Origin of the sequence: Streptomyces sp. ADI95-17 (assembly GCF_003846175.1) — a bacterium.
In the GTDB taxonomy this organism is placed as follows: Bacteria; Actinomycetota; Actinomycetes; order Streptomycetales; family Streptomycetaceae; genus Streptomyces; species Streptomyces sanglieri.
Genome location: NZ_ML123045.1, coordinates 1,061,277 through 1,082,056, shown reverse-complemented (window position 1 = coordinate 1,082,056; position 20,780 = coordinate 1,061,277). Strand labels below are relative to the sequence as shown.

Here is a 20,780-nt window from a genome sequence, read left to right as displayed (position 1 = left end):
GGGAGCCCCGGGCACACCCGTCACCGATTCGCGGAGGAACCGCTCCCACTCCTCTTCGGACACGGACGACTCGTCCTGCCCCCCAGCCCCGCTCACACCGCGCTCCCGCCCTCGCTCGATCGCTCGATGGCCCCATCGCCCGGCCGTCCGGTCAGTCGACTGCGCACCGGTCCACCGAAAGCCGCCCATATGATCGCATGATCAAGTCACCGGACTGCCGGGGGCGGTGAGTGGCTGTCAGGTCGCCGCACTGTCCGTCGGCACGGGCGCGGCGTTGACGGCGCGGCCCGGGGCCCGGATACGCGGACGGGCCCGGGGCAGCACGCCCCGGGCCCGTCCGGCACCTCCGGCAGATCAGTGCGCCGCGGACTCCCAGTCCGTGCCGACGCCCACCGAGACATCCAGCGGGGCGCGCAACTGCACGGCCGTGGACATCTCGTGGCGCAGGATCTCCTCGACCCGCTCCCGCTCGCCCCCGGCGATCTCCAGCACGATTTCGTCATGGACCTGGAGCAGCATCCGGGACTTCAGCTTCGCCCCGGTCAGCGCCCGGTCGACCTGGAGCATGGCCACCTTGACGATGTCCGCGGCCGTGCCCTGGATCGGTGCGTTGAGCGCCATCCGCTCGGCCATCTCGCGGCGCTGGCGGTTGTCGCTGTTGAGGTCGGGGAGGTAGCGGCGGCGGCCGAAGACCGTCTCCGTGTAGCCGGTGGCCCGCGCCTCCTCCACCACCCGGTGCAGATAGTCGCGCACTCCGCCGAACCGCTCGAAGTAGGTGTCCATCAGGCCGCGCGCCTCACCGGCCTCGATGTTCAGCTGCTGGGAGAGGCCGAACGCGGAGAGCCCGTACGCGAGTCCGTAGCTCATGGCCTTGATCTTGCGGCGCATCTCCGGGTCCACGGCCGACTTGTCGACGCCGAAGACCTGCGAGGCGACCGTGGTGTGCAGGTCCTCGCCGGAGGTGAACGCCTCGATCAGGCCCTCGTCCTCGGAGAGGTGTGCCATCACCCGCAGCTCGATCTGGCTGTAGTCGGCGGTCATCAGCGTCTCGAAGCCCTCGCCGACGACGAAGCCGCGGCGGATGGCCCGGCCCTCGTCCGTACGGACCGGGATGTTCTGCAGGTTGGGGTCGGTGGAGGAGAGCCGGCCCGTCGCCGCCACGGTCTGGTTGAACGTGGTGTGGATCCGGCCGTCCGCCGCGATCGTCTTGACCAGGCCCTCGACCGTGACCCGCAGCTTGGCCTGCTCGCGGTGGCGCAGCATGATCACCGGCAGCTCGTGCTCGGTCTGCGCGGCGAGCCAGGCCAGGGCGTCGGCGTCCGTGGTGTACCCGGTCTTCGTCTTCTTCGTCTTCGGCAGGCCCAGCTCACCGAAGAGGACCTCCTGGAGCTGCTTGGGCGAACCGAGGTTGAACTCGCGGCCGACCGCGGCGTGCGCCTCCTTCACCGCCTGCTGCACCGCACCGGCGAACTGCTGCTCCATGCCTTCCAGATGGGCCCGGTCGGCGGCGATGCCGTGCCGCTCCAGACGGGCCAGCAGCGCGGACGTCGGCAGCTCCATGCCGTGCAGCAGATCGGTCGCGCCGACCTCCGCCAGCCGCGTGGTGAACGCGTCGCCCAGGTCCAGGACCGCGCGGGCCTGCGCCATCAGGGACTCGGCCTCGGCCTGGTCGTCCGCACCGAAGGCCAGCTGCCCGTCGGACGCCGCGGCGGGGGCCAGCTCGCGGCCCAGGTACTCCACCGCCAGCGCGTCCAGCGCGAAGGAACGACGGCCGGGCTTGACCAGATAGGCGGCCAGCGCGGTGTCCATCGTGACGCCCTCGACGTGCCAGCCGTGCTCGGGGAAGACCCGCATGGCGCTCTTCGCGTTGTGCATGACCTTGGGCCGGTCCGGGGCGGCGATCCACGCGGCGAACGCCTGCTCGTCGCCCTCGTCGATCGCGGCCGGGTCGAACCAGGCCGCCGCGCCGTCCGCCGCGGCCAGCGCGACCTCGGTGACCGCGCCGCTGCCCAGCGCCCAGGTGTCGACGGTGGCCACGCCGAGCGGCTGCCCACCGTGCGCGGCGAGCCACGGCGCGAGCTCGCCCGCGCCCAGCACCGCGCCGTCCAGCTCGATGCCCGCGGCGGGCGCCGGGGCCTCGTCCTCGGCCGCGCCCGGATCGACGGCCAGCAGCCGCTCGCGCAGGCTCGGGTTACGGATCTCCAGGACGTCCAGCACGCCGGTCACCGCCGTGCGGTCGTACGGGGCGCGCTCCAGGTCCTCGGGGGTCTTCGGCAGCTCCACGTCGCGGACCATCTCGGTCAGCCTGCGGTTCAGCCGCACCGCGTCCAGGTGGTCCCGGAAATTCTGGCCGGCCTTGCCCTTGACCTCCTCGGCCCGCTCGACCAGCTCGGCGAACGAACCGAACTGGTTGATCCACTTCGCGGCGGTCTTCTCACCGACGCCGGGGATGCCCGGCAGGTTGTCCGACGGGTCGCCGCGCAGCGCCGCGAAGTCCGGGTACTGCTGCGGCGTGAGTCCGTACTTCTCCTCGACCTTCGCCGGGGTGAACCGGGTCAGCTCCGAGACGCCCTTGGTCGGGTAGAGCACGGTGATGTTGTCCGTGATCAGCTGGAAGGAATCCCGGTCGCCGGTGACGATCAGCACCTCGAAGCCGGCCGCCTCGGCCTGTGTGGCCAGCGTGGCGATGACGTCGTCCGCCTCGAAGCCGTCGACCGCGAAGCGGTCCGCGTGCATCGCGTCCAGCAGCTCGCCGATCAGCTCGACCTGCCCCTTGAACTCGTCCGGGGTCTTCGAGCGGTTCGCCTTGTACTCGGGGAACTCCTGGGAGCGCCAGGTCTTGCGGGAGACGTCGAACGCCACCGCGAAATGCGTCGGCGCCTCGTCACGCAGTGTGTTCGCGAGCATCGACGCGAAGCCGTACACCGCGTTCGTCGGCTGTCCCGACCCTGTCGTGAAATTCTCCGCAGGCAGCGCAAAGAACGCCCGGTACGCCAGGGAGTGCCCGTCCATCAGGAGCAGGCGCGGTCGGTTGTCTGCCGTCTTCTTCGATGCCGTCTCAGCCACGCCCCCGATCCTGCCACGGACCACTGACATTCCCGACCGACCCGGCTCGGGGCCCGCCCTGTCCGTGCCGCGTGACAGGATCGGCAGAGGAACACGGACAGCACCGATGCGCACGGCACACCGCCCAGGTCCGCCGCCGGCTCGAAGGGGAGCACGCAATGGCCACCAAACCGCCCACGGGTGACCCGGTCCAGAACGCGCCGCAGGTCGAGCCGGCCCAGCACGCCGCCGCCGGGCTGCCCGCCGTCGCCCACAGCCTGCTCATGGCCCAGCAGCAGATGGGCGTGCGGCGCACCGCGCAGACCCTCCTCAAGGTCAACCAGAAGGACGGCTTCGACTGCCCCGGCTGCGCCTGGCCCGAGGGCGACAAGCGGCACACCGCGGAGTTCTGCGAGAACGGCGCCAAGGCCGTCGCCGAGGAGGCGACGCTGCGCCGGGTCACCCCCGACTTCTTCGCCGCGCACCCCGTCGCCGACCTCGCCACCCGCAGCGGGTACTGGCTGGGCCAGCAGGGCCGGATCACCCAGCCGATGTACCTCCCCGAGGGCGCCGACCGGTACGAGGCGGTGACCTGGGAGCGCGCCTTCGACATCATCGCCGAGGAGCTGCGCGCGCTCGGCTCCCCCGACGAGGCGCTCTTCTACACCTCGGGGCGCACCAGCAACGAGGCCGCGTTCCTGCTCCAGCTGTTCGCCCGCGAATTCGGCACCAACAACCTCCCCGACTGCTCCAACATGTGCCACGAGTCCTCCGGCTCCGCACTGACGGAGACCATCGGCATCGGCAAGGGCAGCGTCTCCCTGGAGGACCTCCACCGGGCGGACCTGATCATCGTCGCCGGTCAGAACCCCGGCACGAACCACCCCCGGATGCTCTCCGCCCTGGAGAAGGCCAAATCGGCCGGAGCGAAGATCATTTCGGTGAATCCGCTCCCCGAGGCCGGCCTGGAGCGGTTCAAGAACCCGCAGACCCCGCTCGGCATGATCAGGGGCGCCGCACTCAACGATCTCTTCCTGCAGATCCGGATCGGCGGCGACCAGGCCCTCTTCCGGCTCCTCAACAAGATGATCCTGGAGACCGACGGCGCCGTCGACGAGACCTTCGTACGGGAGCACACCCACGGTTACGAGGAGTTCGCCGCCGCCGCCCGCGAGGCCGACTGGGAAGAGACCCTCGCCGCCACCGGCCTCGACCGCGGGGCCATCGAGGAGGCCCTGGCCATGGTCCTCGCCTCGAAGCGCACCATCGTCTGCTGGGCCATGGGCCTCACCCAGCACAAGCACTCCGTGCCGACCATCCGCGAGGTCGTCAACTTCCTGCTGCTGAGGGGCAACATCGGCCGCCCCGGCGCCGGCGTCTGCCCCGTCCGCGGCCACTCCAACGTGCAGGGCGACCGCACCATGGGCATCTTCGAGCGCCCCGCCCCCGCCTTCCTGGACGCCCTCGACGCGGAGTTCGGGATCACCTCGCCGCGCCACCACGGCTACGACGTCGTCCGCTCCATCCAGGCCCTGCGCGACGGCGACGCCAAGGTCTTCTTCGCCATGGGCGGCAACTTCGTCGCGGCCACCCCCGACACGGACGTCACCGAGGCCGCGATGCGCCGCGCCCGCCTCACCGTCCACGTCTCCACCAAGGTCAACCGCTCGCACGCCGTGACCGGCACCCGCGCGCTGATCCTGCCGACGCTGGGCCGCACCGACAAGGACGTCCAGGCGAGCGGCAAGCAGTTCGTCACCGTCGAGGACTCCATGAGCATGGTCCACGCCTCGCGCGGCAACCTCACCCCCGCCAGCCCCCATCTGCTCTCCGAGCCCGCCATCGTCGCCCGCCTCGCCCGTGCCGTGCTCGGCCCCGCGTCGCGCACCCCGTGGGAGGAGTTCGAGAAGGACTACGCCACGATCCGCGACCGCATCTCCCGCGTCGTCCCCGGCTTCGAGGACTTCAACGCCCGGGTGGCGCACCCCGGCGGCTTCACCCTCCCGCACGCCCCGCGCGACGAGCGCCGCTTCCCCACCGCGACCGGCAAGGCCAACTTCACCGCCGCCCCCGTCGAGTACCCCGAACTCCCCGAAGGCAGGCTGCTGTTGCAGACCCTGCGCTCCCACGACCAGTACAACACCACCATCTACGGCCTCGACGACCGCTACCGCGGCATCAAGGGCGGCCGCCGGGTCGTCCTGGTCAACCCCGACGACGCCCGGGCCCTCGGCCTGGCCGACGGGGCGTACACCGACCTCGTCAGTGAATGGAAGGACGGGGTGGAGCGCCGCGCCCCCGGCTTCCGCGTCGTGCACTACCCGACCGCCCGGGGCTGCGCCGCCGCCTACTACCCGGAGACCAATGTGCTGGTCCCCCTCGGTTCCACCGCCGACACCAGCAACACCCCGGCCAGCAAGTCCGTCGTCGTCCGCTTCGAGAACACCGCCGCATGACCGGCCCGCGTGACCTGCACGACAGGCCCTAAGCGTCCGCTCAGTCGTCTGATAAGAACGATGCACACAGCAATGAAGCAGTGAACCATCGCAGACGATCGGAGCCGGACCCATGGGCGAGCACACCGCACCCAAGTTCCCCCAGGAGATCATCGACGAGTACGCCGCCCTCGGCGTCGACCTGCCCGCACTCTTCTCCGCCGGCCACCTCGGCGAACGCATGGGCGTCACCGTCGTCGAGGCCTCCGCGGAGCGCGTCGTGGGCACCATGCCCGTCGAGGGCAACACCCAGCCCTACGGACTGCTGCACGGCGGCGCCTCCGCCGTGCTCGCCGAGACCCTCGGCTCCATCGGCTCCATGCTCCACGGCGGCGCCGCCAAGCTCGCCGTCGGTGTCGACCTGAACTGCACCCACCACCGCGGTGTGCGCAGCGGACTCGTCACGGGCGTCGCCACCCCCGTACACCGCGGCCGTTCCACCGCCACCTACGAGATCGCCATCACCGACGAACAGGACAAGCGGGTCTGCACCGCACGCCTCACCTGCATGCTCCGTGACGCCCCCCGGCCCGACGCCGTCTGACGGTCCGGAACACACCGCACAACACACCGCGACACCACTGCCCGGCCGGAACGCAATCCGGCCGGGCAGCTCCATATCCACCCACAACACCCTTCGTCACAGCCGGAGTTGGCAATCAAATGCGCCAACTCCCTTGACCTGAACCCGCGTTGTGTGGCCCACTCGGCACCCTACACACACCACACCGCGTCGATCACATCAGCCCCGATGTGACACTGCGTAATCACCGCCCGGTCCGCGGACACCTCCACGCGACCCCACCAGCCCGGCCGCGAAGCCGCCGGGCACCTCGTCGTGCCCGCCCGCGCCGCACCCCTCCCCACCTCGCACGACAGCAGCATGATCGGCTCAAGCCCCTTAGCAGAGCTGCGTGTTCTCAGAATGCGGTCACTTCGCGGTCCGGTAAAAAGCCGTACATGTCCGCACAGCCACCTCAAGCCTTCCTCAACGGCATAACAAGACAGTCACATCCTGCGGCTGAGTCGTCCCGGACCCCCACACCTGCGCCTAGAGTCACCGCCAGTCACCGCGCCGCCGGGCGCGTCTGCAGCACGGCCCTGTACCACCCAGTACGGCCCGGCGAACGACACGGCACCTCAAGCAGAGGAGGCCGCGCCAGGGAAAGGACCTTTCGTGCGACACCGTTCTTTGCTCATCCTCACCACCGTGCTCACGACCGGAGCACTGACCCTCACCGCCTGCGGGTCGCGCGACGACAGCAAGAAGGGCGGTGACAGCGGCGGCACCCAGACCGTCGTCATCGGCGTCGACGCACCGATCACCGGCGACCTGTCCGCCCTCGGCCTCGGCATCAAGAACTCCGCCGACCTCGCCGCCAAGACGGCCAACAAGGAAAACACCGTCCCCGGCATCAAATTCGAGGTCAAGCCCCTCGATGACCAGGCACAGCCCTCGGTCGGCCAGCAGAACGCCCAGAAGTTCATCGACGACGACACCGTCGTCGGCGTCGTCGGCCCCCTGAACTCCGGCGTCTCCCAGTCGATGCAGAAGCCGCTCAACGACGCCGGCCTCACCCAGATCTCCCCCGCCAACACCGGCACGGAGCTCACCCAGGGCGAGAACTGGAAGACCGGCGACAAGAAGCGCCCCTTCAAGACCTACTTCCGTACCGCCACCACGGACCAGATCCAGGGCGCCTTCGCAGCGAAGTACCTCTACAACAACGCGAAGATCAAGCAGGTCTACCTCATCGACGACCAGAAGCCCTACGGCGCCGGTCTCGCCGCGTCCTTCAAGAACACCTTCACCACCCTCGGCGGCAAGATCGTCGGCTCCGACCACGTGAACCCCGACGACCGCGACTTCAACGCCGTCGTCACCAAGGTCAAGAAGTCCGGCGCCAAGGCCGTCTACTACGGCGGCGAGTACCCCGCCGGCGCACCCCTGAGCCAGCAGCTCAAGGACAGCGTCCAGATCCCGCTCATGGGCGGCGACGGCATGTACAGCGCCGACTTCATCAAGCTGAACAAGAAGGCCCAGGGCGACATCGCCACCTCCGTCGGCAAGCCCGTCGAGGAGCTCGACTCGGCCAAGAAGTTCATCGCGGACTACAAGACGGCCGGATACAAGGACGCCTACGAGGCGTACGGCGGCGGCACCTACGACGCCACCTGGTCGATCATCGAGGCCGTCAAGATCGCCGTCGCCGACAACGGCGGCAAGCTCCCCAGCGGCGACGACGCCCGCACCAAGGTCCTCGCGGCCATGGCCAAGGTCAAGTTCGACGGCGTCACCGGCCCCGTCTCCTTCGACGAGTACGGCGACACCACCAACACCATGATGACCGCGTACCAGGTCGACGGCGGCAAGTGGACCTCCAAGCTCAGCGAGGCCTACAAGCCGTAACAAGCTCCCGGGCCACGCCTGACCCACACCAGACCGCGCGGGAGCGCTACCAGCGCCCCCGCGCGGTGCCATATCCGAACCACTCCACGGAGGCCCTGCGGTGAACGAACTGCCGCAACAGCTGGCCAATGGACTCATCCTCGGCGCGATGTACGGACTCATCGCGATCGGCTACACGATGGTCTACGGAATCATCCAGCTCATCAACTTCGCCCACGGCGAGATCTTCATGATCGGAGGCTTCGGAGCTCTCACCGTGTACCTCTGGATGCCGGCCGGTGTCTCCCTCCTCGCGATCATCCCTCTCATGATCATCGGCGGCGTCATATGCTCCGTCGCCGTCAGCACGGCCGCCGAACGCTTCGCGTACCGGCCACTGCGCACCGCCCCCCGGCTGGCCCCGCTGATCACCGCGATCGGACTCTCGCTCGCGCTCCAGCAGGCCATCTGGAAGTGGTACCCGGACGCCAAGAAGGACCGCTCCTTCCCCCAGTTCAAGGGCGAAGCGATCGACATCTTCGGCGCCCACATCCAGCGCGGTGACCTCTTCGTCCTGATCACGGCACCCATCTGCATGCTCGCCCTCGGGCTCTTCGTCTCCAAGACCCGCTCCGGCCGCGGCATGCAGGCCACCAGCCAGGACCCCGACACCGCCAAGCTCATGGGCATCAACACCGACCGCATCATCGTCATGGCCTTCGCCATCGGTGCCGCGTTCGCCGCCGTCGCCGCCGTCGCCTACGGGCTCAAGAACGGCCAGATCGGCTTCAAAATGGGCTTCATCATGGGCCTCAAGGCCTTCACCGCAGCCGTGCTCGGCGGCATCGGCAACATCTACGGAGCCATGCTCGGCGGCGTCGTACTGGGCATCGCCGAATCCCTCGCCACCGGCTACATGAGCAACGTCCCCGGCATGGACCTCTTCGGCGGCGGCGCCTGGAAGGACGTATGGGCCTTCGTCCTCCTCATCATCGTCCTGCTGCTCCGTCCCCAGGGTCTGCTCGGCGAACGCGTCGCGGATCGGGCGTGATACGGATGACCACCAACCACACCACCGCACCCGGCCCCGCGTTCCTGCCGATCCCCCCGGCCGCGGCCCGCATCGGCACCGTCGCCGGCGCCGCCGTCGCACTGGCCGGCACCTTCCTCGCCTGGACCTGGACCGACGAGTTCCCCGGCGACCTCACCGTCACCGGCTACCCCGGCGGCCTCCAGGTCCTCACCCTCATCGGCGCCGCACTCACCCTGCTCCTCACGCTGTCCGGGTACGGCGTCCGGGGCCTGGGCTGGCTCACCCCCGGCGGCACCAACAGCCCCGTCCGCCTCCTGGCCCTGGGCACCCTCGGCACCACCGGCTACACCCTCGGTGCCATCGCCTACGACCTCGGCGGCATCGTCAACCTGGAGCCCGGCGCCTGGGTCAGCGGCATCGGCGCGCTCATCGCCGCAGTCACCGCACTCGGCCTGCCCGGCGACCAGCCGCTCGACGGAACCGCGACCACCGCCTGGCAGCGCTTCCGCAACAGCCTCGGCGCCCCCCAGGCCCCCCGCGCCAAGGCGCTCCCCTCCTGGGCCGAGATCCTCATCATCGTCGCCGCGTTCGGCATCGGTCTCTATGTCTTCGCCTACGGCATCGACACCGACTACACCGAACTCTTCATCGGCTTCCTCATCACCGTCGGCTTCGCCTTCACCGCGCTCCACCGGGCCGGGCTCGTCTCCCGCCTCACCGCGCTGACCACGAAGCACCGCAACATCACACTCGCCGCCGCCCTCGTCGCAGCCGTCTGCTTCCCCTTCACCCAGCAGAAGGAGGAGTACGCGCTCATCGGCGCCAACATCCTCATCTTCGGCACGGTGGCACTCGGCCTCAACGTCGTCGTCGGCCTCGCCGGCCTGCTCGACCTCGGATACGTCGCCTTCCTCGGCGTCGGCGCCTACGCCGCCGCCCTGGTCTCCGGCTCCACCATGTCGGCCATCGGCGTCGAATTCCCCTTCTGGGCCGCCGTCCTCACCGGCGCCGGAGCATCACTCGTCTTCGGCGTCCTGATCGGCGCACCCACCCTGCGGCTGCGCGGCGACTACCTCGCCATCGTCACGCTCGGCTTCGGTGAGATCTTCCGCCTCACCGTGAACAACCTCAACGGCAACAGCGGCCCCGACCTCACCAACGGCTCCCAGGGCATCCCCAGCATCCCCGACCTCAACTTCTTCGGGTTCGACTTCGGGCTCAAGCACAACATCCTCGGCTTCGACCTCGGCAGGTCCGCCAACTACTACCTGCTGATGCTCGTCTTCACCGCCGTCGTCGTGCTCGTCTTCCGCCGCTCCGGGGAATCCCGCATCGGCCGTGCCTGGGTCGCCATCCGCGAGGACGAGACCGCGGCCACCGCCATGGGCATCAACGCCTTCCGGCTCAAGCTGCTCGCCTTCGCCCTCGGCGCCACCCTCGCCGGGCTCGCCGGAACCGTCCAGGCGCACGTCAACTACACCGTGACGCCCGAGCAGTACCAGTTCGCCGGCTCCGTGCCGCCCAACTCCGCCTTCCTCCTCGCCGCCGTCATCCTCGGCGGCATGGGGACGCTCAGCGGACCCCTGGTCGGCGCCGCACTGCTCTATCTCATCCCGGCGAAGCTCCAGTTCATGCAGGACTACCAGCTCTTCCTCTTCGGCATCGCGCTCATCCTCCTGATGCGCCTGCGACCCGAAGGACTGGTCGCCGACCGCCGGAAGCAGCTCGAATTCCACGAGAACGACCAGCCCGACGTACCCGAACCGCGACAGTCCGAAGAGACCGCCGCCGGCATCGCCAAGGCGGGGGCGTGACCACCATGACCACCACCACGAAGACCGCCACCACCGTCCTCGACGCCAACGGCGTGACCATGCGCTTCGGCGGCCTCACCGCCGTGCGCAACGTCGACCTCACCGTCAACGCGGGCGAGATCGTCGGCCTCATCGGCCCCAACGGCGCCGGCAAGACCACCTTCTTCAACTGCCTCACCGGCCTGTACGTCCCCACCGAGGGCAAGGTCAGCTACAAGGGCACCGTCCTGCCGCCCAAGCCCCACCTCGTGACCCAGGCAGGCATCGCCCGCACCTTCCAGAACATCCGGCTCTTCGCCAACATGACCGTCCTGGAGAACGTCCTCGTCGGACGCCACACCAGGACCAAGGAGGGCCTCTGGTCCGCCCTCCTGCGCCTTCCCGGCTTCACCAGGGCCGAGCAGGCCAGCCGCGAACGGGCCATGGAACTCCTGGAGTTCATCGGTCTGGCGGACAAGGCCGACCATCTCGCGCGCAACCTCCCCTACGGAGACCAGCGCAAGCTGGAGATCGCCCGCGCGCTGGCCAGCGACCCCGGGCTGCTGCTCCTCGACGAGCCCACCGCGGGAATGAACCCGCAGGAGACCCGGGTCACCGAGGAGCTCATCTTCGCCATCCGTGACCAGGGCATCGCCGTCCTCGTCATCGAGCACGACATGCGGTTCATCTTCAACCTCTGCGACCGCGTCGCCTGCCTCGTCCAGGGCGAAAAACTCGTCGAGGGCTCCCCCGACATCGTCCAGAGCGACGAACGCGTCGTCGCCGCCTACCTCGGCACCCCCTTCGAAGGCGCCCCCGGCGCCGAAGAAGCCGCCGAGGTCGAAGCCGCCGAAGCCGACGCCGCGAAGGACGCCGCACAAACAGCCACCACCAGCACCGAGGAGGAGGACACCCGATGACCGCACTTCTGGAGGTCGAGGACCTCCGCGTCGCCTACGGCAAGATCGAAGCCGTCAAGGGCATCTCCTTCACCGTCGAAGCCGGCCAGGTCGTCACCCTCATCGGCACCAACGGCGCCGGCAAGACCACCACCCTGCGCACCCTCTCCGGCCTGCTCAAGCCGGTCGGCGGCCGCATCGTCTTCGACGGCAAACCCCTCAACGACGTACCCGCACACAAGGTCGTCGCCCTGGGCCTCGCCCACTCCCCCGAGGGACGCCACATCTTCCCCCGGCTCACCATCACCGAGAACCTCCAGCTCGGCGCCTACCTCCGCAACGACAAGGCAGGCATCGAGAAGGACATCCAGCGCGCCTACGAACTCTTCCCCATCCTCGGGGAACGCCGGAAGCAGGCCGCCGGAACCCTCTCGGGCGGCGAACAGCAGATGCTCGCCATGGGCAGGGCCCTCATGTGCCGGCCCAAGCTCCTGATGCTCGACGAGCCCTCCATGGGCCTCTCCCCGATCATGATGCAGAAGATCATGGAGACCATCGTCGAACTGAAGGCCCAGGGCACCACCATCCTGCTCGTGGAACAGAACGCCCAGGCGGCGCTCTCCCTCGCGGACCAGGGCCACGTCATGGAGGTCGGCAAGATCGTCCTCTCCGGCACCGGCCCGGACCTCCTCCACGACGAGTCCGTCCGCAAGGCGTACCTCGGCGAGGACTGACACCCACGGGAAAGGCCCGCGCCCCGGACATCCGGGACGCGGGCCTTCCTCGTGCTCGCGTACGGCCTACTCGGCCGCCTTCTTCTTCTCCTCGGCGTCCTCGATCAACGCCTCGGCCAGCTGCTGCATCGACAGCCGCCGGTCCATCGACGTCTTCTGGATCCACCGGAACGCGGCCGGCTCGGAAAGCCCGTAGTCCGTCTGCAGAATGCTCTTCGCCCGGTCCACCAGCTTCCGCGTCTCCAGCCGCTGCGCGAGATCCGCGACCTCGGTCTCCAGCGCCTTCAGCTCCGCGAACCGCGACACCGCCATCTCGATGGCCGGCACCACGTCGCTCTTGCTGAACGGCTTCACGAGATACGCCATCGCCCCGGCGTCCCGGGCCCGTTCGACGAGGTCGCGCTGCGAGAACGCGGTCAGCATCAGGACCGGCGCGATGGACTCCTCGGCGATCTTCTCGGCGGCGGAGATCCCGTCCAGAACCGGCATCTTCACATCGAGGATCACCAGATCCGGCCGGTGCTCCCGGGCCAGCTCGACGGCCCGCTGCCCGTCCCCGGCCTCGCCGACGACCGCGTAGCCCTCTTCCTCCAGCATCTCTTTGAGGTCGAGACGGATGAGCGCCTCGTCCTCCGCGATGACGACGCGGGTCGTCAGCGGCGGAACGTGCGACTTGTCGTCGTCTGCGGCGGGCTGGGGCGACTCGGGCGTGGTCACGGGGCTCCTTGATCAAGGCAGGGGTACTGCTGCCAAGAGCCTACCCAGCTGCGGTAAGGTGGTCGGGCAGCGGGTCGAGGGAAACCTACGATTCAGCGAGCCCCGGTAGTCCAATTGGTTAGAGACAATGGATTCAAAACCCATACAGTGTCGGTTCGAGTCCGACTCGGGGTACTTTTCCTTCGATTCCAAGGCCGCCGAAGAATGGCTGCGCTTCACGTGAATGTGTGAAAGCCGGCCGGGTCTCATCGTGCGTACCCACCCCTGGCCGACAGCCGGAACAGCTCCGTCGCCCGACGGGCGTCCGTCGCGCTGGTGGACGCCCACGTCGGGCCGAAGTACTGACGACCGGCCTACTTGAGGCTGTCGTCCTCGCCGATGTGGTGCACCCGCACCAGGTTCGTCGAACCGGGGACGCCCGGCGGGGAGCCGGCCGTGATGACCACGACGTCGCCCTTCTCGCAGCGGCCGATCTTCAGCAGTTCCTCGTCGACCTGGGCGACCATCGCGTCCGTCGAGTCCACGTGCGGGCCGAGGAAGGTCTCGACGCCCCAGGTCAGGTTCAGCTGGGAGCGGGTGGCCGGGTCCGGGGTGAAGGCCAGGAGCGGGATGGGTGAGCGGTAGCGGGACAGGCGCCGGACCGTGTCGCCGCTCTGGGTGAAGGCGACCAGGAACTTCGCACCGAGGAAGTCGCCCATCTCGGCCGCCGCGCGGGCCACCGCGCCGCCCTGGGTGCGGGGCTTGTTGCGGTCGGTCAGGGGCGGGAGGCCCTTGGTGAGGATGTCCTCCTCGGCGGCCTCGACGATGCGGGACATCGTGCGGACCGTCTCGATCGGGTGCTTGCCCACGCTGGTCTCGCCGGAGAGCATCACCGCGTCCGTGCCGTCGATGACGGCGTTGGCGACGTCGGAGGCCTCGGCGCGGGTGGGGCGGGAGTTGTCGATCATCGAGTCGAGCATCTGGGTGGCGACGATGACCGGCTTGGCGTTGCGCCTGGCGAGTTTGATCGCGCGCTTCTGGACGATCGGCACCTGTTCCAGGGGCATTTCGACGCCGAGGTCGCCGCGGGCGACCATGATGCCGTCGAAGGCGGCGACGATGCCGTCGATGTTCTCGACGGCCTGGGGCTTCTCCACCTTGGCGATGACGGGGAGGCGGCGGCCTTCCTCGTCCATGATGCGGTGGACGTGCTCGATGTCGCGTCCGCTGCGCACGAAGGAGAGGGCGATGATGTCGGCGCCGGTGCGCAGGGCCCAGCGGAGGTCGTCGATGTCCTTCTCGGAGAGTGCGGGGACGGAGACGGCGACGCCGGGGAGGTTGAGGCCCTTGTGGTCGGAGACCATGCCGCCCTCGATGACGGTGGTGCGGACGCGGGGGCCGTCCACTTCGGTGACTTCGAGGGTGACGCGGCCGTCGTCGACGAGGATGCGTTCGCCGGGGGTGACGTCGTCGGCGAGGCCGTCGTAAGTGGTGCCGCAGGTGTGGCGGTCGCCTTCGACGGGTTCGACGGTGATGGTGAAGCTGTCGCCGCGTTCAAGGAGTACGGGGCCTTCGCGGAAGCATCCGAGGCGGATCTTCGGGCCTTGAAGGTCGGCGAGGATGCCGACGCTGCGTCCGGTCTCGTCGGAGGCCTTGCGCACGCGGTGGTAGCGCTCTTCGTGTTCGGCGTAGGTGCCGTGGCTGAGGTTGAGGCGGGCGATGTCCATTCCCGCTTCGACCAATGCCTTGATCTGGTCGTATGTGTCGACGGCGGGGCCCAGGGTACAGACGATTTTTGCTCGGCGCATGGTTCGACCCTAGACCTTACCTACGGGTAGCTATTCAGCGTGCCATGACCGCTCAACGACCTTTGGATGAAGGGTTATTGACAAGTGTTGAATTGTGCGCCGGGGTGCTCGGATGAGCATTCTCTTTTAGAGTTTTGGCGGTGACATGATGAAGCGGGCGTTGACCTGGGCGTAGACGGTCTGGCGTTGTGGTTCGAGGTCGAGGGTGGGGGCGGCTTCGGGTGCCGCTCCTGCGAAGGCGGCTCTGCCGCGCATGGCTCCGGGTGCGGCGGGGACGGGTGGGGCGGCGTTCTCCGCGCCGAGGTCGGCGAGTTCGACGAGTGCGGTGAGCTGGGCGCCGAGGGCGTCGGCGTACTCGCGGGCGCGCTGGACGGCTTCGTGGACGGCCTGGCGGCGGGCGGTCGCGTGTGCGGGCGAGTCGGGGCGCAGTCCCCACCAGGGGCCGTTGACCCGGGTCATTTCGAGGTCGGCGATGCGGGTGGTGAATTCGCCCAGTGCGGTGAAGTCGTTGAGGACCGCGGTGATGTGGACGCGGCCGTGGTAGGCGTGGATTTGTTCGTTGCGGCCCTTCTGGGTGAGTTCGGGCGTGATGGAGAATGCGCCGGTTTCGAGTTTTTCCACGGCTTGTCCGTAGGAGCGTGCGAGTTCGAGTACGTGGTCGTTGCGGCGGGTGAGGTCTTCGAGGGCGTTGCGGCGGTTCTTGCCGCGGGCGGTGACGGTGATGCCGATGCGGGCGGTCTCCGGGTCGACTTCGAGGCGGGCTTCGCCGCGGACGGCCACGCGGGGGTGTTCGGGGGTGCCGTAGGACGGTGGGGTGTCGGTCATGGGTCCACTGTGGCATCCGGGTCCGACAGCGGCTGGTCATCAGATCGAAACCCGCGAGGGGTGTTGCGTGGTGTGGCTCCTGGGTCAGAATCTACGCGCGTTGTGTGCGGTGGTCCTTGTTGCCGAGGAGCCGCTTCGCGCGAGAACCGAGTTGCGTGAGAACTGAGATGTGGGAGACGAAATGCCGCTGAACCGTAGGACGTTCCTGGGCACATCGGCGGCCGCCGGTGCGGGTGTGGCGATCGCGGGCGCCTCTGCGGTGCCTGCCTCGGCGCACGGTCACGGCCATGGGCACGGCCACGGGCGTCCGCCGAAGCGGTACTCGTTCACGGTGATGGGCACCACCGATCTGCACGGGAACGTCTTCAACTGGGACTACTTCACGGACAAGGAGTTCGACGACAAGGCGCACAACGATGTCGGTCTGGCGAAGATCTCGACCCTGGTGGACCAGGTGCGCCGGGAGAAGGGCCGTCGCAATACGTTGATGATCGATGCCGGTGACACCATCCAGGGCACCCAGCTGTCGTACTACTACGCCAAGATCGATCCGATCACGGCGAAGCGTGGTCCGGTGCATCCGATGGCTCAGGCGATGAACGCGATCGGGTACGACGCCGCGGCGCTCGGCAACCACGAGTTCAACTACGGCATCCCGGTGCTGCGGAAGTTCGAGGAGCAGTGCGACTTCCCGCTGCTGGGTGCGAACGCGCTGGACGCGAAGACCCTGCGGCCGGCGTTCGCCCCGTATGTCATCAAGCGGATGCGTACCCCGCACGGCCCGGATGTGAAGGTCGCGATCCTGGGGCTGACCAACCCGGGGATCGCCATCTGGGACAAGGCGAACGTCAGCGGGAAGATGGTGTTCCCGGGGCTGGAGGAGCAGGCGGCGAAGTTCGTGCCGCGGCTTCGTTCGATGGGCGCGGACGTGGTGATCGTCTCGGCGCACTCGGGCAACAGTGGTACGTCGTCGTACGGTGACCAGATCCCGTATGTCGAGAACGCGGCCGGTCTGGTGGCCGAGCAGGTTCCGGGGATCGACGCCATTCTCGTCGGGCACGCGCACCTGGAGATCCCCGAGTACTTCGTGGAGAACAAGCAGACCGGCAAGAAGGTGGTGCTCTCGGAGCCGCTGAAGTGGGGGCAGCGGCTGACGCTGTTCGACTTCGACCTGGTGTGGGAGAAGGGCCGCTGGGTGGTGGAGAAGGCGGGTTCGCAGGTGCTGAACTCCAACACGGTGGCCGAGGACCCGAAGATCACCCGGCTGCTGGCGGACGAACACAAGAAGGTCGTGGCGTACGTCAACCAGGTCATCGGTACGTCGACGGCGGCGATGACGACGGCGGAGGCGGCCTGGAAGGACGAGCCGATCATCGATCTGATCAATGTGGTTCAGGCGGAGACGGTGAAGGCGGCGCTGGCCGGCGGCGCGTATGCGGCGCTTCCGGTGCTGTCGCAGGCGTCGTGTTTCTCGCGTACGGCGCAGATTCCGGCCGGGAACGTGACGATCAAGGATGCGGCGGGTCTGTACCCGTTCGAGAACACGCTTGAGGCGCGGCTGCTGACCGGTGCGCAGCTGAAGGATTACCTGGAGTTCTCGGCGCGGTACTACGTGCAGACCCCGGCGGGTGCGCCGGTGGACACCGCGAAGCTGACGAACGCGGACAACACTCCGGACTACAACTACGACGCGGTGTCGGGGCTGACGTACGAGATCGACATCGCGAAGCCGAACGGTTCGCGGATCGTGAATCTCTCGTTCGAGGGCAAGCCGATCGACCCGGCGGCGGAGTTCGTGCTGGCGGTGAACAACTACCGGGCCAGTGGCGGTGGGAACTTCCCGCATGTCGCGGGCGCCAAGCAGTTGTGGGCGAATTCGGAGGAGATCCGCAACACGATCATCGCCTGGGTGCAGGCGAAGGGCTCGGTGGACGGTGCGCAGTTCGCGTCGGTGGACTGGCGGCTGACGCGTGAGGGTACGCCGGTGTTCTAGCTCTTCTCCCGGTGGGCGGCCGTCTTCTCCTTCGGGAGGGGGCGGCCGCCTGCTGTGCGGGGTGGGTGTCAGTTGTTCCGGGCGAGGGGGATGAGGTCGGGGCCCTGGGCGGGGACGCGCGGGCCCTGCGGGGTGAGGCCGAAGGTGGTGAAGGCGGTGCGTTCGGGGAGGGGGTAGGGGTTGGTGCCGGTGAGGTCGTTGAGGATGGTGGCGCTGCGCCAGGCGGCCAGTCCGAGGTCGGGGGCCCCGACGCCGTGGGTGTGGCGTTCGGCGTTCTGTACGTAGACGTTGCCGGTGACGGTGGGGTCGAGGACGAGGCGGAACCGGTCGTCGATGCGGGGGCGTTCGGAGGCGTCGCGGCGCATGTAGGGGTCGAGGCCGGTGAGGATGCGGTCGAGGGAGCGTTCGCGGTAGCCGGTGGCGAGGACGACGGCGTCGGTGGTGAGGCGGGAGCGGGCGTTCTGCTGGCTGTGTTCGAGGTGGAGCTCGATGCGGGTGTTGGCGACGCGTCCGGCGGTGCGTACGGAGACGCCGGGGGTGAGGGTGGTGTCGGGCCAGCCGCCGTGGAGGGTGCGGCGGTAGAGCTCGTCGTGGATGGCGGCGATGGTGTCGGCGTCGATGCCTTTGTGGAGTTGCCACTGGTGGGGGACGAGTTCGTCGCGTACGGCTTCGGGGAGGGCGTGGAAGTAGCGGCTGTAGTCGGGGGTGAAGTGTTCGAGGCCGAGTTTTGAGTACTCCATGGGTGCGAATGCCTGGGTGCGGGCGAGCCAGTGGAGGTTCTCGTGGCCTTGGGGGCGGGCGCGCAGGAGGTCGAGGAAGATCTCGGCGCCGGACTGGCCGGAGCCGATGACGGTGATGTGGGGGGCTTCGAGGATTTCCTGTCGGTGGAGGAGGTAGTCGGCGGAGTGGATGACGGGGACGTTCTCCGCCTCGGTGAGGGGTTTGAAGAATTCGGGGACGTACGGCTCGGTGCCGATGCCGAGGGCGATGTTGCGGGTGTGGGCGCGGCCGAGTGCCTCGGCCTCGCCCTCGCCGTCGAGTTGGGTGAAGTCGATTTCGAAGAGTTCGCGTTGGTTGTTCCAGCGGACTGCGTCGACCTGGTGGCTGAAGTGGAGGCCGGGCAGCTGGTCGGTGACCCATCGGCAGTAGGCGTCGTACTCGGCGCGTTGGATGTGGAAGCGTTCGGCGAAGTAGAAGGGGAAGAGCCGGTCGCGGCTGCGTAGGTAGTTGAGGAAGGTCCAGGGGCTGGCGGGGTCGGCGAGGGTGACGAGGTCGGCGAGGAAGGGGACTTGGAGGCTGGCTCCGTCGATGAGGAGGCCGGGGTGCCAGTGGAAGGCGGGGCGTTGTTCGTAGAAGGCTGCGGCGAGGGGGCGGTCGGTGGGTACGCCGTGGGCGAGGGCGGCGAGGGAGAGGTTGAAGGGGCCGATGCCGATGCCGATGAGGTCGTGTGGCTGGTCGGTGTCGGGGGTGGGGAGGTCGGTCATCGGGGGGTCTTGCCTTCCGCGAGATCGTTGGTGAGTCGGTCGACGAGGTCGAGGAGTGTGTGCAGGTCCTGGGGGGTGGTGTGGGGGTTGAGGAGGGTGGCTTTGAGCCAGAGGCGGTCGCCGGTGTGGGCGCGGCCGAGCACGGCGTGGCCCCGGGTGAGGAGGGTGCGGCGGATGGTGGCGACGGTGGTGTCGTCGGCGTCGGTGGGGCGGAAGAGGACGGTGCTGATGGTGGGGCGGTCGTAGAGGTCGAGGGTGGGGGTTTCGGCGATGAGGTCGGCGAGGTGCTGGGCGGCGGCGAGGGTGCGGTCGACGAGGTCGGCGAGCCCGGAGCGGCCGAGTGCCCGGAGGGTGACGGCGATCTTGAGGGCGTCGGGGCGTCGGGTGGTGCGCAGTGAGCGGCCGAGGAGGTCGGGGAGGCCGGCTTCGGTGTCGTCCTCGGCGTTGAGGTAGGAGGCCCGGTGGTGGAGCGGGTCGAGGTGGTGGCGGTGCGGGACGGCGAGGATCCCTGCGGATGCCGGCTGCCAGCCGAGTTTGTGCAGGTCGAGGGTGACGCTGTCGGCGCGGTCGAGGCCGTGGATCTTGTGCCGGTGGGTGGGGCTGAAGAGGAGGGGGCCGCCGTAGGCGGCGTCGATGTGGAGTTCGGCGCCGTGGGCGGTGCAGAGGTCGGCGATGTCGGTGAGCGGGTCGATGCGGCCGGTGTCGGTGGTGCCGGCGGTGGCGGTGACCAGGAGTGGGCGTGGGCTCCGGGTGAGGGCTTCCCGCAGTGCGGCGAGGTCCATGACGCCGGCGGGGGCGGGGACGACGACGGGTTCGGGCAGGCCGAGGAGCCAGGCGGCGCGGGTGATGCTGTGGTGGGCGTTGGCGGCGCAGATGGTCTGTACGGGGCCGTTGCGCTCGCGGGCGAGGAGGAGTGCGAGTTGGTTGGACTCGGTGCCGCCGGTGGTGACGAGTGCGTCGGGGGTGGGCCGGCCGGGGTAGACCTCGGCGGCCAGGGCGGCGGTGATGTCGGCTTCGAGGGCGGAGGCGGCGGGGGCCTGGTCCCAGGAGTCCATGGAGGGGTTGAGGGCGGAGGCGGCGAGGTCGGCCGCGGCGGCGAGCGCCAGGGGCGGGGTGTGGAGGTGGGCGGCGCAGAGGGGGTCGGCGGGGTCCGCGGCGCCTTCGGTGAGGGCGGTGATCAGGGTGCGCAGGGCCTCGTGGGGGCCGGTGCCGTGGTCGGGGACGACGGGGTGGGTGGCGGTGCGCATCCGGGGGGTGACGGCGTCGGGGCCGCCTGCGGGCAGGGGGCCGTCGCGTCTGTGGGCTCCGTCGCGGAGTGCGGTGAGGACGGTGTCGATGAGGGGGCGCAGGGCGGCGGGGCCGGTGGTGGTTCCGGCGAGGGGTGGGGTGGGCATGGCGTGGGCCCTTCGGATGCGTGGCCGGGCATGGGTGGACATACCAGCTTGTCCGGGTTTTCGGTGGCGCCGCCGTGGAGCCGGGGGATGTGAACTCGAAAGGAGGACGGGTGGTGGGGTGTGGGGTGTCGCGGAGAGTTCCGGTGGTATGGGTGTGGCCCGGGATACGGGTGTGCCCGGCGTCCCCTGTGG

Annotated in this window: 14 protein-coding genes and 1 tRNA gene; 9 read left to right on the top strand and 6 right to left on the bottom strand. The window is 69.0% G+C overall.

All coding sequences use genetic code 11. From position 1 onward, the window contains the following. Positions 1-354: 354 nt before the first annotated feature. Complete coding sequence (polA, locus tag EES42_RS12900) at positions 355-3,066, bottom strand: DNA polymerase I (RefSeq protein WP_124718265.1); 2,712 nt, start codon at positions 3,064-3,066, stop codon at positions 355-357. A gap of 158 nt (positions 3,067-3,224) precedes the next feature. On the opposite strand from polA, the gene EES42_RS12895 reads away from it, so the two are divergent. From EES42_RS12895 to EES42_RS12865, 7 genes are all read left to right on the top strand, one after another. After that, positions 3,225-5,501: an FdhF/YdeP family oxidoreductase gene (locus EES42_RS12895; protein ID WP_124718264.1), complete on the top strand. Its 2,277-nt coding sequence runs from the start codon at positions 3,225-3,227 to the stop codon at positions 5,499-5,501. 112 nt (positions 5,502-5,613) lie between these two features. Further along, positions 5,614-6,084 (top strand): PaaI family thioesterase, encoded by a 471-nt coding sequence (locus EES42_RS12890; protein WP_124718263.1) that lies wholly within the window; start codon positions 5,614-5,616, stop codon positions 6,082-6,084. 648 nt (positions 6,085-6,732) lie between these two features. Then, on the top strand, positions 6,733-7,950 hold the full coding sequence (locus EES42_RS12885) for a branched-chain amino acid ABC transporter substrate-binding protein (protein WP_124718532.1): 1,218 nt from the start codon (positions 6,733-6,735) through the stop codon (positions 7,948-7,950). A 100-nt stretch (positions 7,951-8,050) separates the two neighbouring features. Further along, positions 8,051-8,980, top strand: coding sequence for a branched-chain amino acid ABC transporter permease (locus EES42_RS12880; protein ID WP_124718262.1), 930 nt, complete (start codon positions 8,051-8,053; stop codon positions 8,978-8,980). Between the two features lie 5 nt (positions 8,981-8,985). Then, a complete protein-coding gene (locus EES42_RS12875) occupies positions 8,986-10,776 on the top strand; it encodes a branched-chain amino acid ABC transporter permease (RefSeq protein ID WP_124718261.1) in 1,791 nt (596 codons plus the stop codon). 5 nt (positions 10,777-10,781) lie between these two features. Next, entirely contained in the window at positions 10,782-11,675 is an 894-nt protein-coding gene (locus tag EES42_RS12870; protein ID WP_124718531.1) for an ABC transporter ATP-binding protein, read from the top strand. After that, positions 11,672-12,388, top strand: a complete 717-nt coding sequence (locus tag EES42_RS12865; RefSeq protein ID WP_124718260.1) for an ABC transporter ATP-binding protein — start codon at positions 11,672-11,674, stop codon at positions 12,386-12,388. The genes EES42_RS12870 and EES42_RS12865 overlap by 4 nt, the downstream gene beginning before the upstream one ends. Positions 12,389-12,454: 66 nt before the next feature. Here EES42_RS12865 and EES42_RS12860 read toward each other — a convergent pair whose 3' ends face one another. Further along, positions 12,455-13,105, bottom strand: coding sequence for an ANTAR domain-containing response regulator (locus tag EES42_RS12860; RefSeq protein WP_124718259.1), 651 nt, complete (start codon positions 13,103-13,105; stop codon positions 12,455-12,457). A gap of 99 nt (positions 13,106-13,204) precedes the next feature. On the opposite strand from EES42_RS12860, the gene EES42_RS12855 reads away from it, so the two are divergent. Then, positions 13,205-13,279 (top strand) — tRNA-Leu (locus EES42_RS12855). 179 nt (positions 13,280-13,458) lie between these two features. On the opposite strand, the gene pyk is transcribed toward EES42_RS12855, so the two are convergent. Beyond that, positions 13,459-14,892 (bottom strand): pyruvate kinase, encoded by a 1,434-nt coding sequence (pyk, locus tag EES42_RS12850; RefSeq protein WP_124718258.1) that lies wholly within the window; start codon positions 14,890-14,892, stop codon positions 13,459-13,461. Between the two features lie 126 nt (positions 14,893-15,018). Further along, entirely contained in the window at positions 15,019-15,717 is a 699-nt protein-coding gene (locus EES42_RS12845) for an SIMPL domain-containing protein (RefSeq protein WP_124718257.1), read from the bottom strand. Between the two features lie 181 nt (positions 15,718-15,898). Between EES42_RS12845 and EES42_RS12840 the strand changes: the two genes are divergently transcribed. Further along, on the top strand, positions 15,899-17,710 hold the full coding sequence (locus EES42_RS12840; protein WP_124718256.1) for a bifunctional metallophosphatase/5'-nucleotidase: 1,812 nt from the start codon (positions 15,899-15,901) through the stop codon (positions 17,708-17,710). 68 nt (positions 17,711-17,778) lie between these two features. On the opposite strand, the gene EES42_RS12835 is transcribed toward EES42_RS12840, so the two are convergent. Next, on the bottom strand, positions 17,779-19,194 hold the full coding sequence (locus EES42_RS12835) for a lysine N(6)-hydroxylase/L-ornithine N(5)-oxygenase family protein (protein ID WP_124718255.1): 1,416 nt from the start codon (positions 19,192-19,194) through the stop codon (positions 17,779-17,781). Beyond that, a complete protein-coding gene (locus EES42_RS12830) occupies positions 19,191-20,588 on the bottom strand; it encodes a pyridoxal phosphate-dependent decarboxylase family protein (protein WP_124718254.1) in 1,398 nt (465 codons plus the stop codon). Before EES42_RS12830 ends, EES42_RS12835 begins: the two co-directional genes overlap by 4 nt. Positions 20,589-20,780 lie beyond the last annotated feature (192 nt).

Coding starts and splice junctions, on each gene's coding strand:
- EES42_RS12895 (WP_124718264.1), top strand. CDS start 3,225: ATGGCCACCAAACCGCCCACGGGTGACCCGGTCCAGAACGCGCCGCAG.
- EES42_RS12890 (WP_124718263.1), top strand. CDS start 5,614: ATGGGCGAGCACACCGCACCCAAGTTCCCCCAGGAGATCATCGACGAG.
- EES42_RS12875 (WP_124718261.1), top strand. CDS start 8,986: ATGACCACCAACCACACCACCGCACCCGGCCCCGCGTTCCTGCCGATC.
- EES42_RS12870 (WP_124718531.1), top strand. CDS start 10,782: ATGACCACCACCACGAAGACCGCCACCACCGTCCTCGACGCCAACGGC.
- EES42_RS12865 (WP_124718260.1), top strand. CDS start 11,672: ATGACCGCACTTCTGGAGGTCGAGGACCTCCGCGTCGCCTACGGCAAG.
- pyk (WP_124718258.1), bottom strand. CDS start 14,892: ATGCGCCGAGCAAAAATCGTCTGTACCCTGGGCCCCGCCGTCGACACA.
- EES42_RS12845 (WP_124718257.1), bottom strand. CDS start 15,717: ATGACCGACACCCCACCGTCCTACGGCACCCCCGAACACCCCCGCGTG.
- EES42_RS12840 (WP_124718256.1), top strand. CDS start 15,899: ATGCCGCTGAACCGTAGGACGTTCCTGGGCACATCGGCGGCCGCCGGT.
- EES42_RS12835 (WP_124718255.1), bottom strand. CDS start 19,194: ATGACCGACCTCCCCACCCCCGACACCGACCAGCCACACGACCTCATC.
- EES42_RS12830 (WP_124718254.1), bottom strand. CDS start 20,588: ATGCCCACCCCACCCCTCGCCGGAACCACCACCGGCCCCGCCGCCCTG.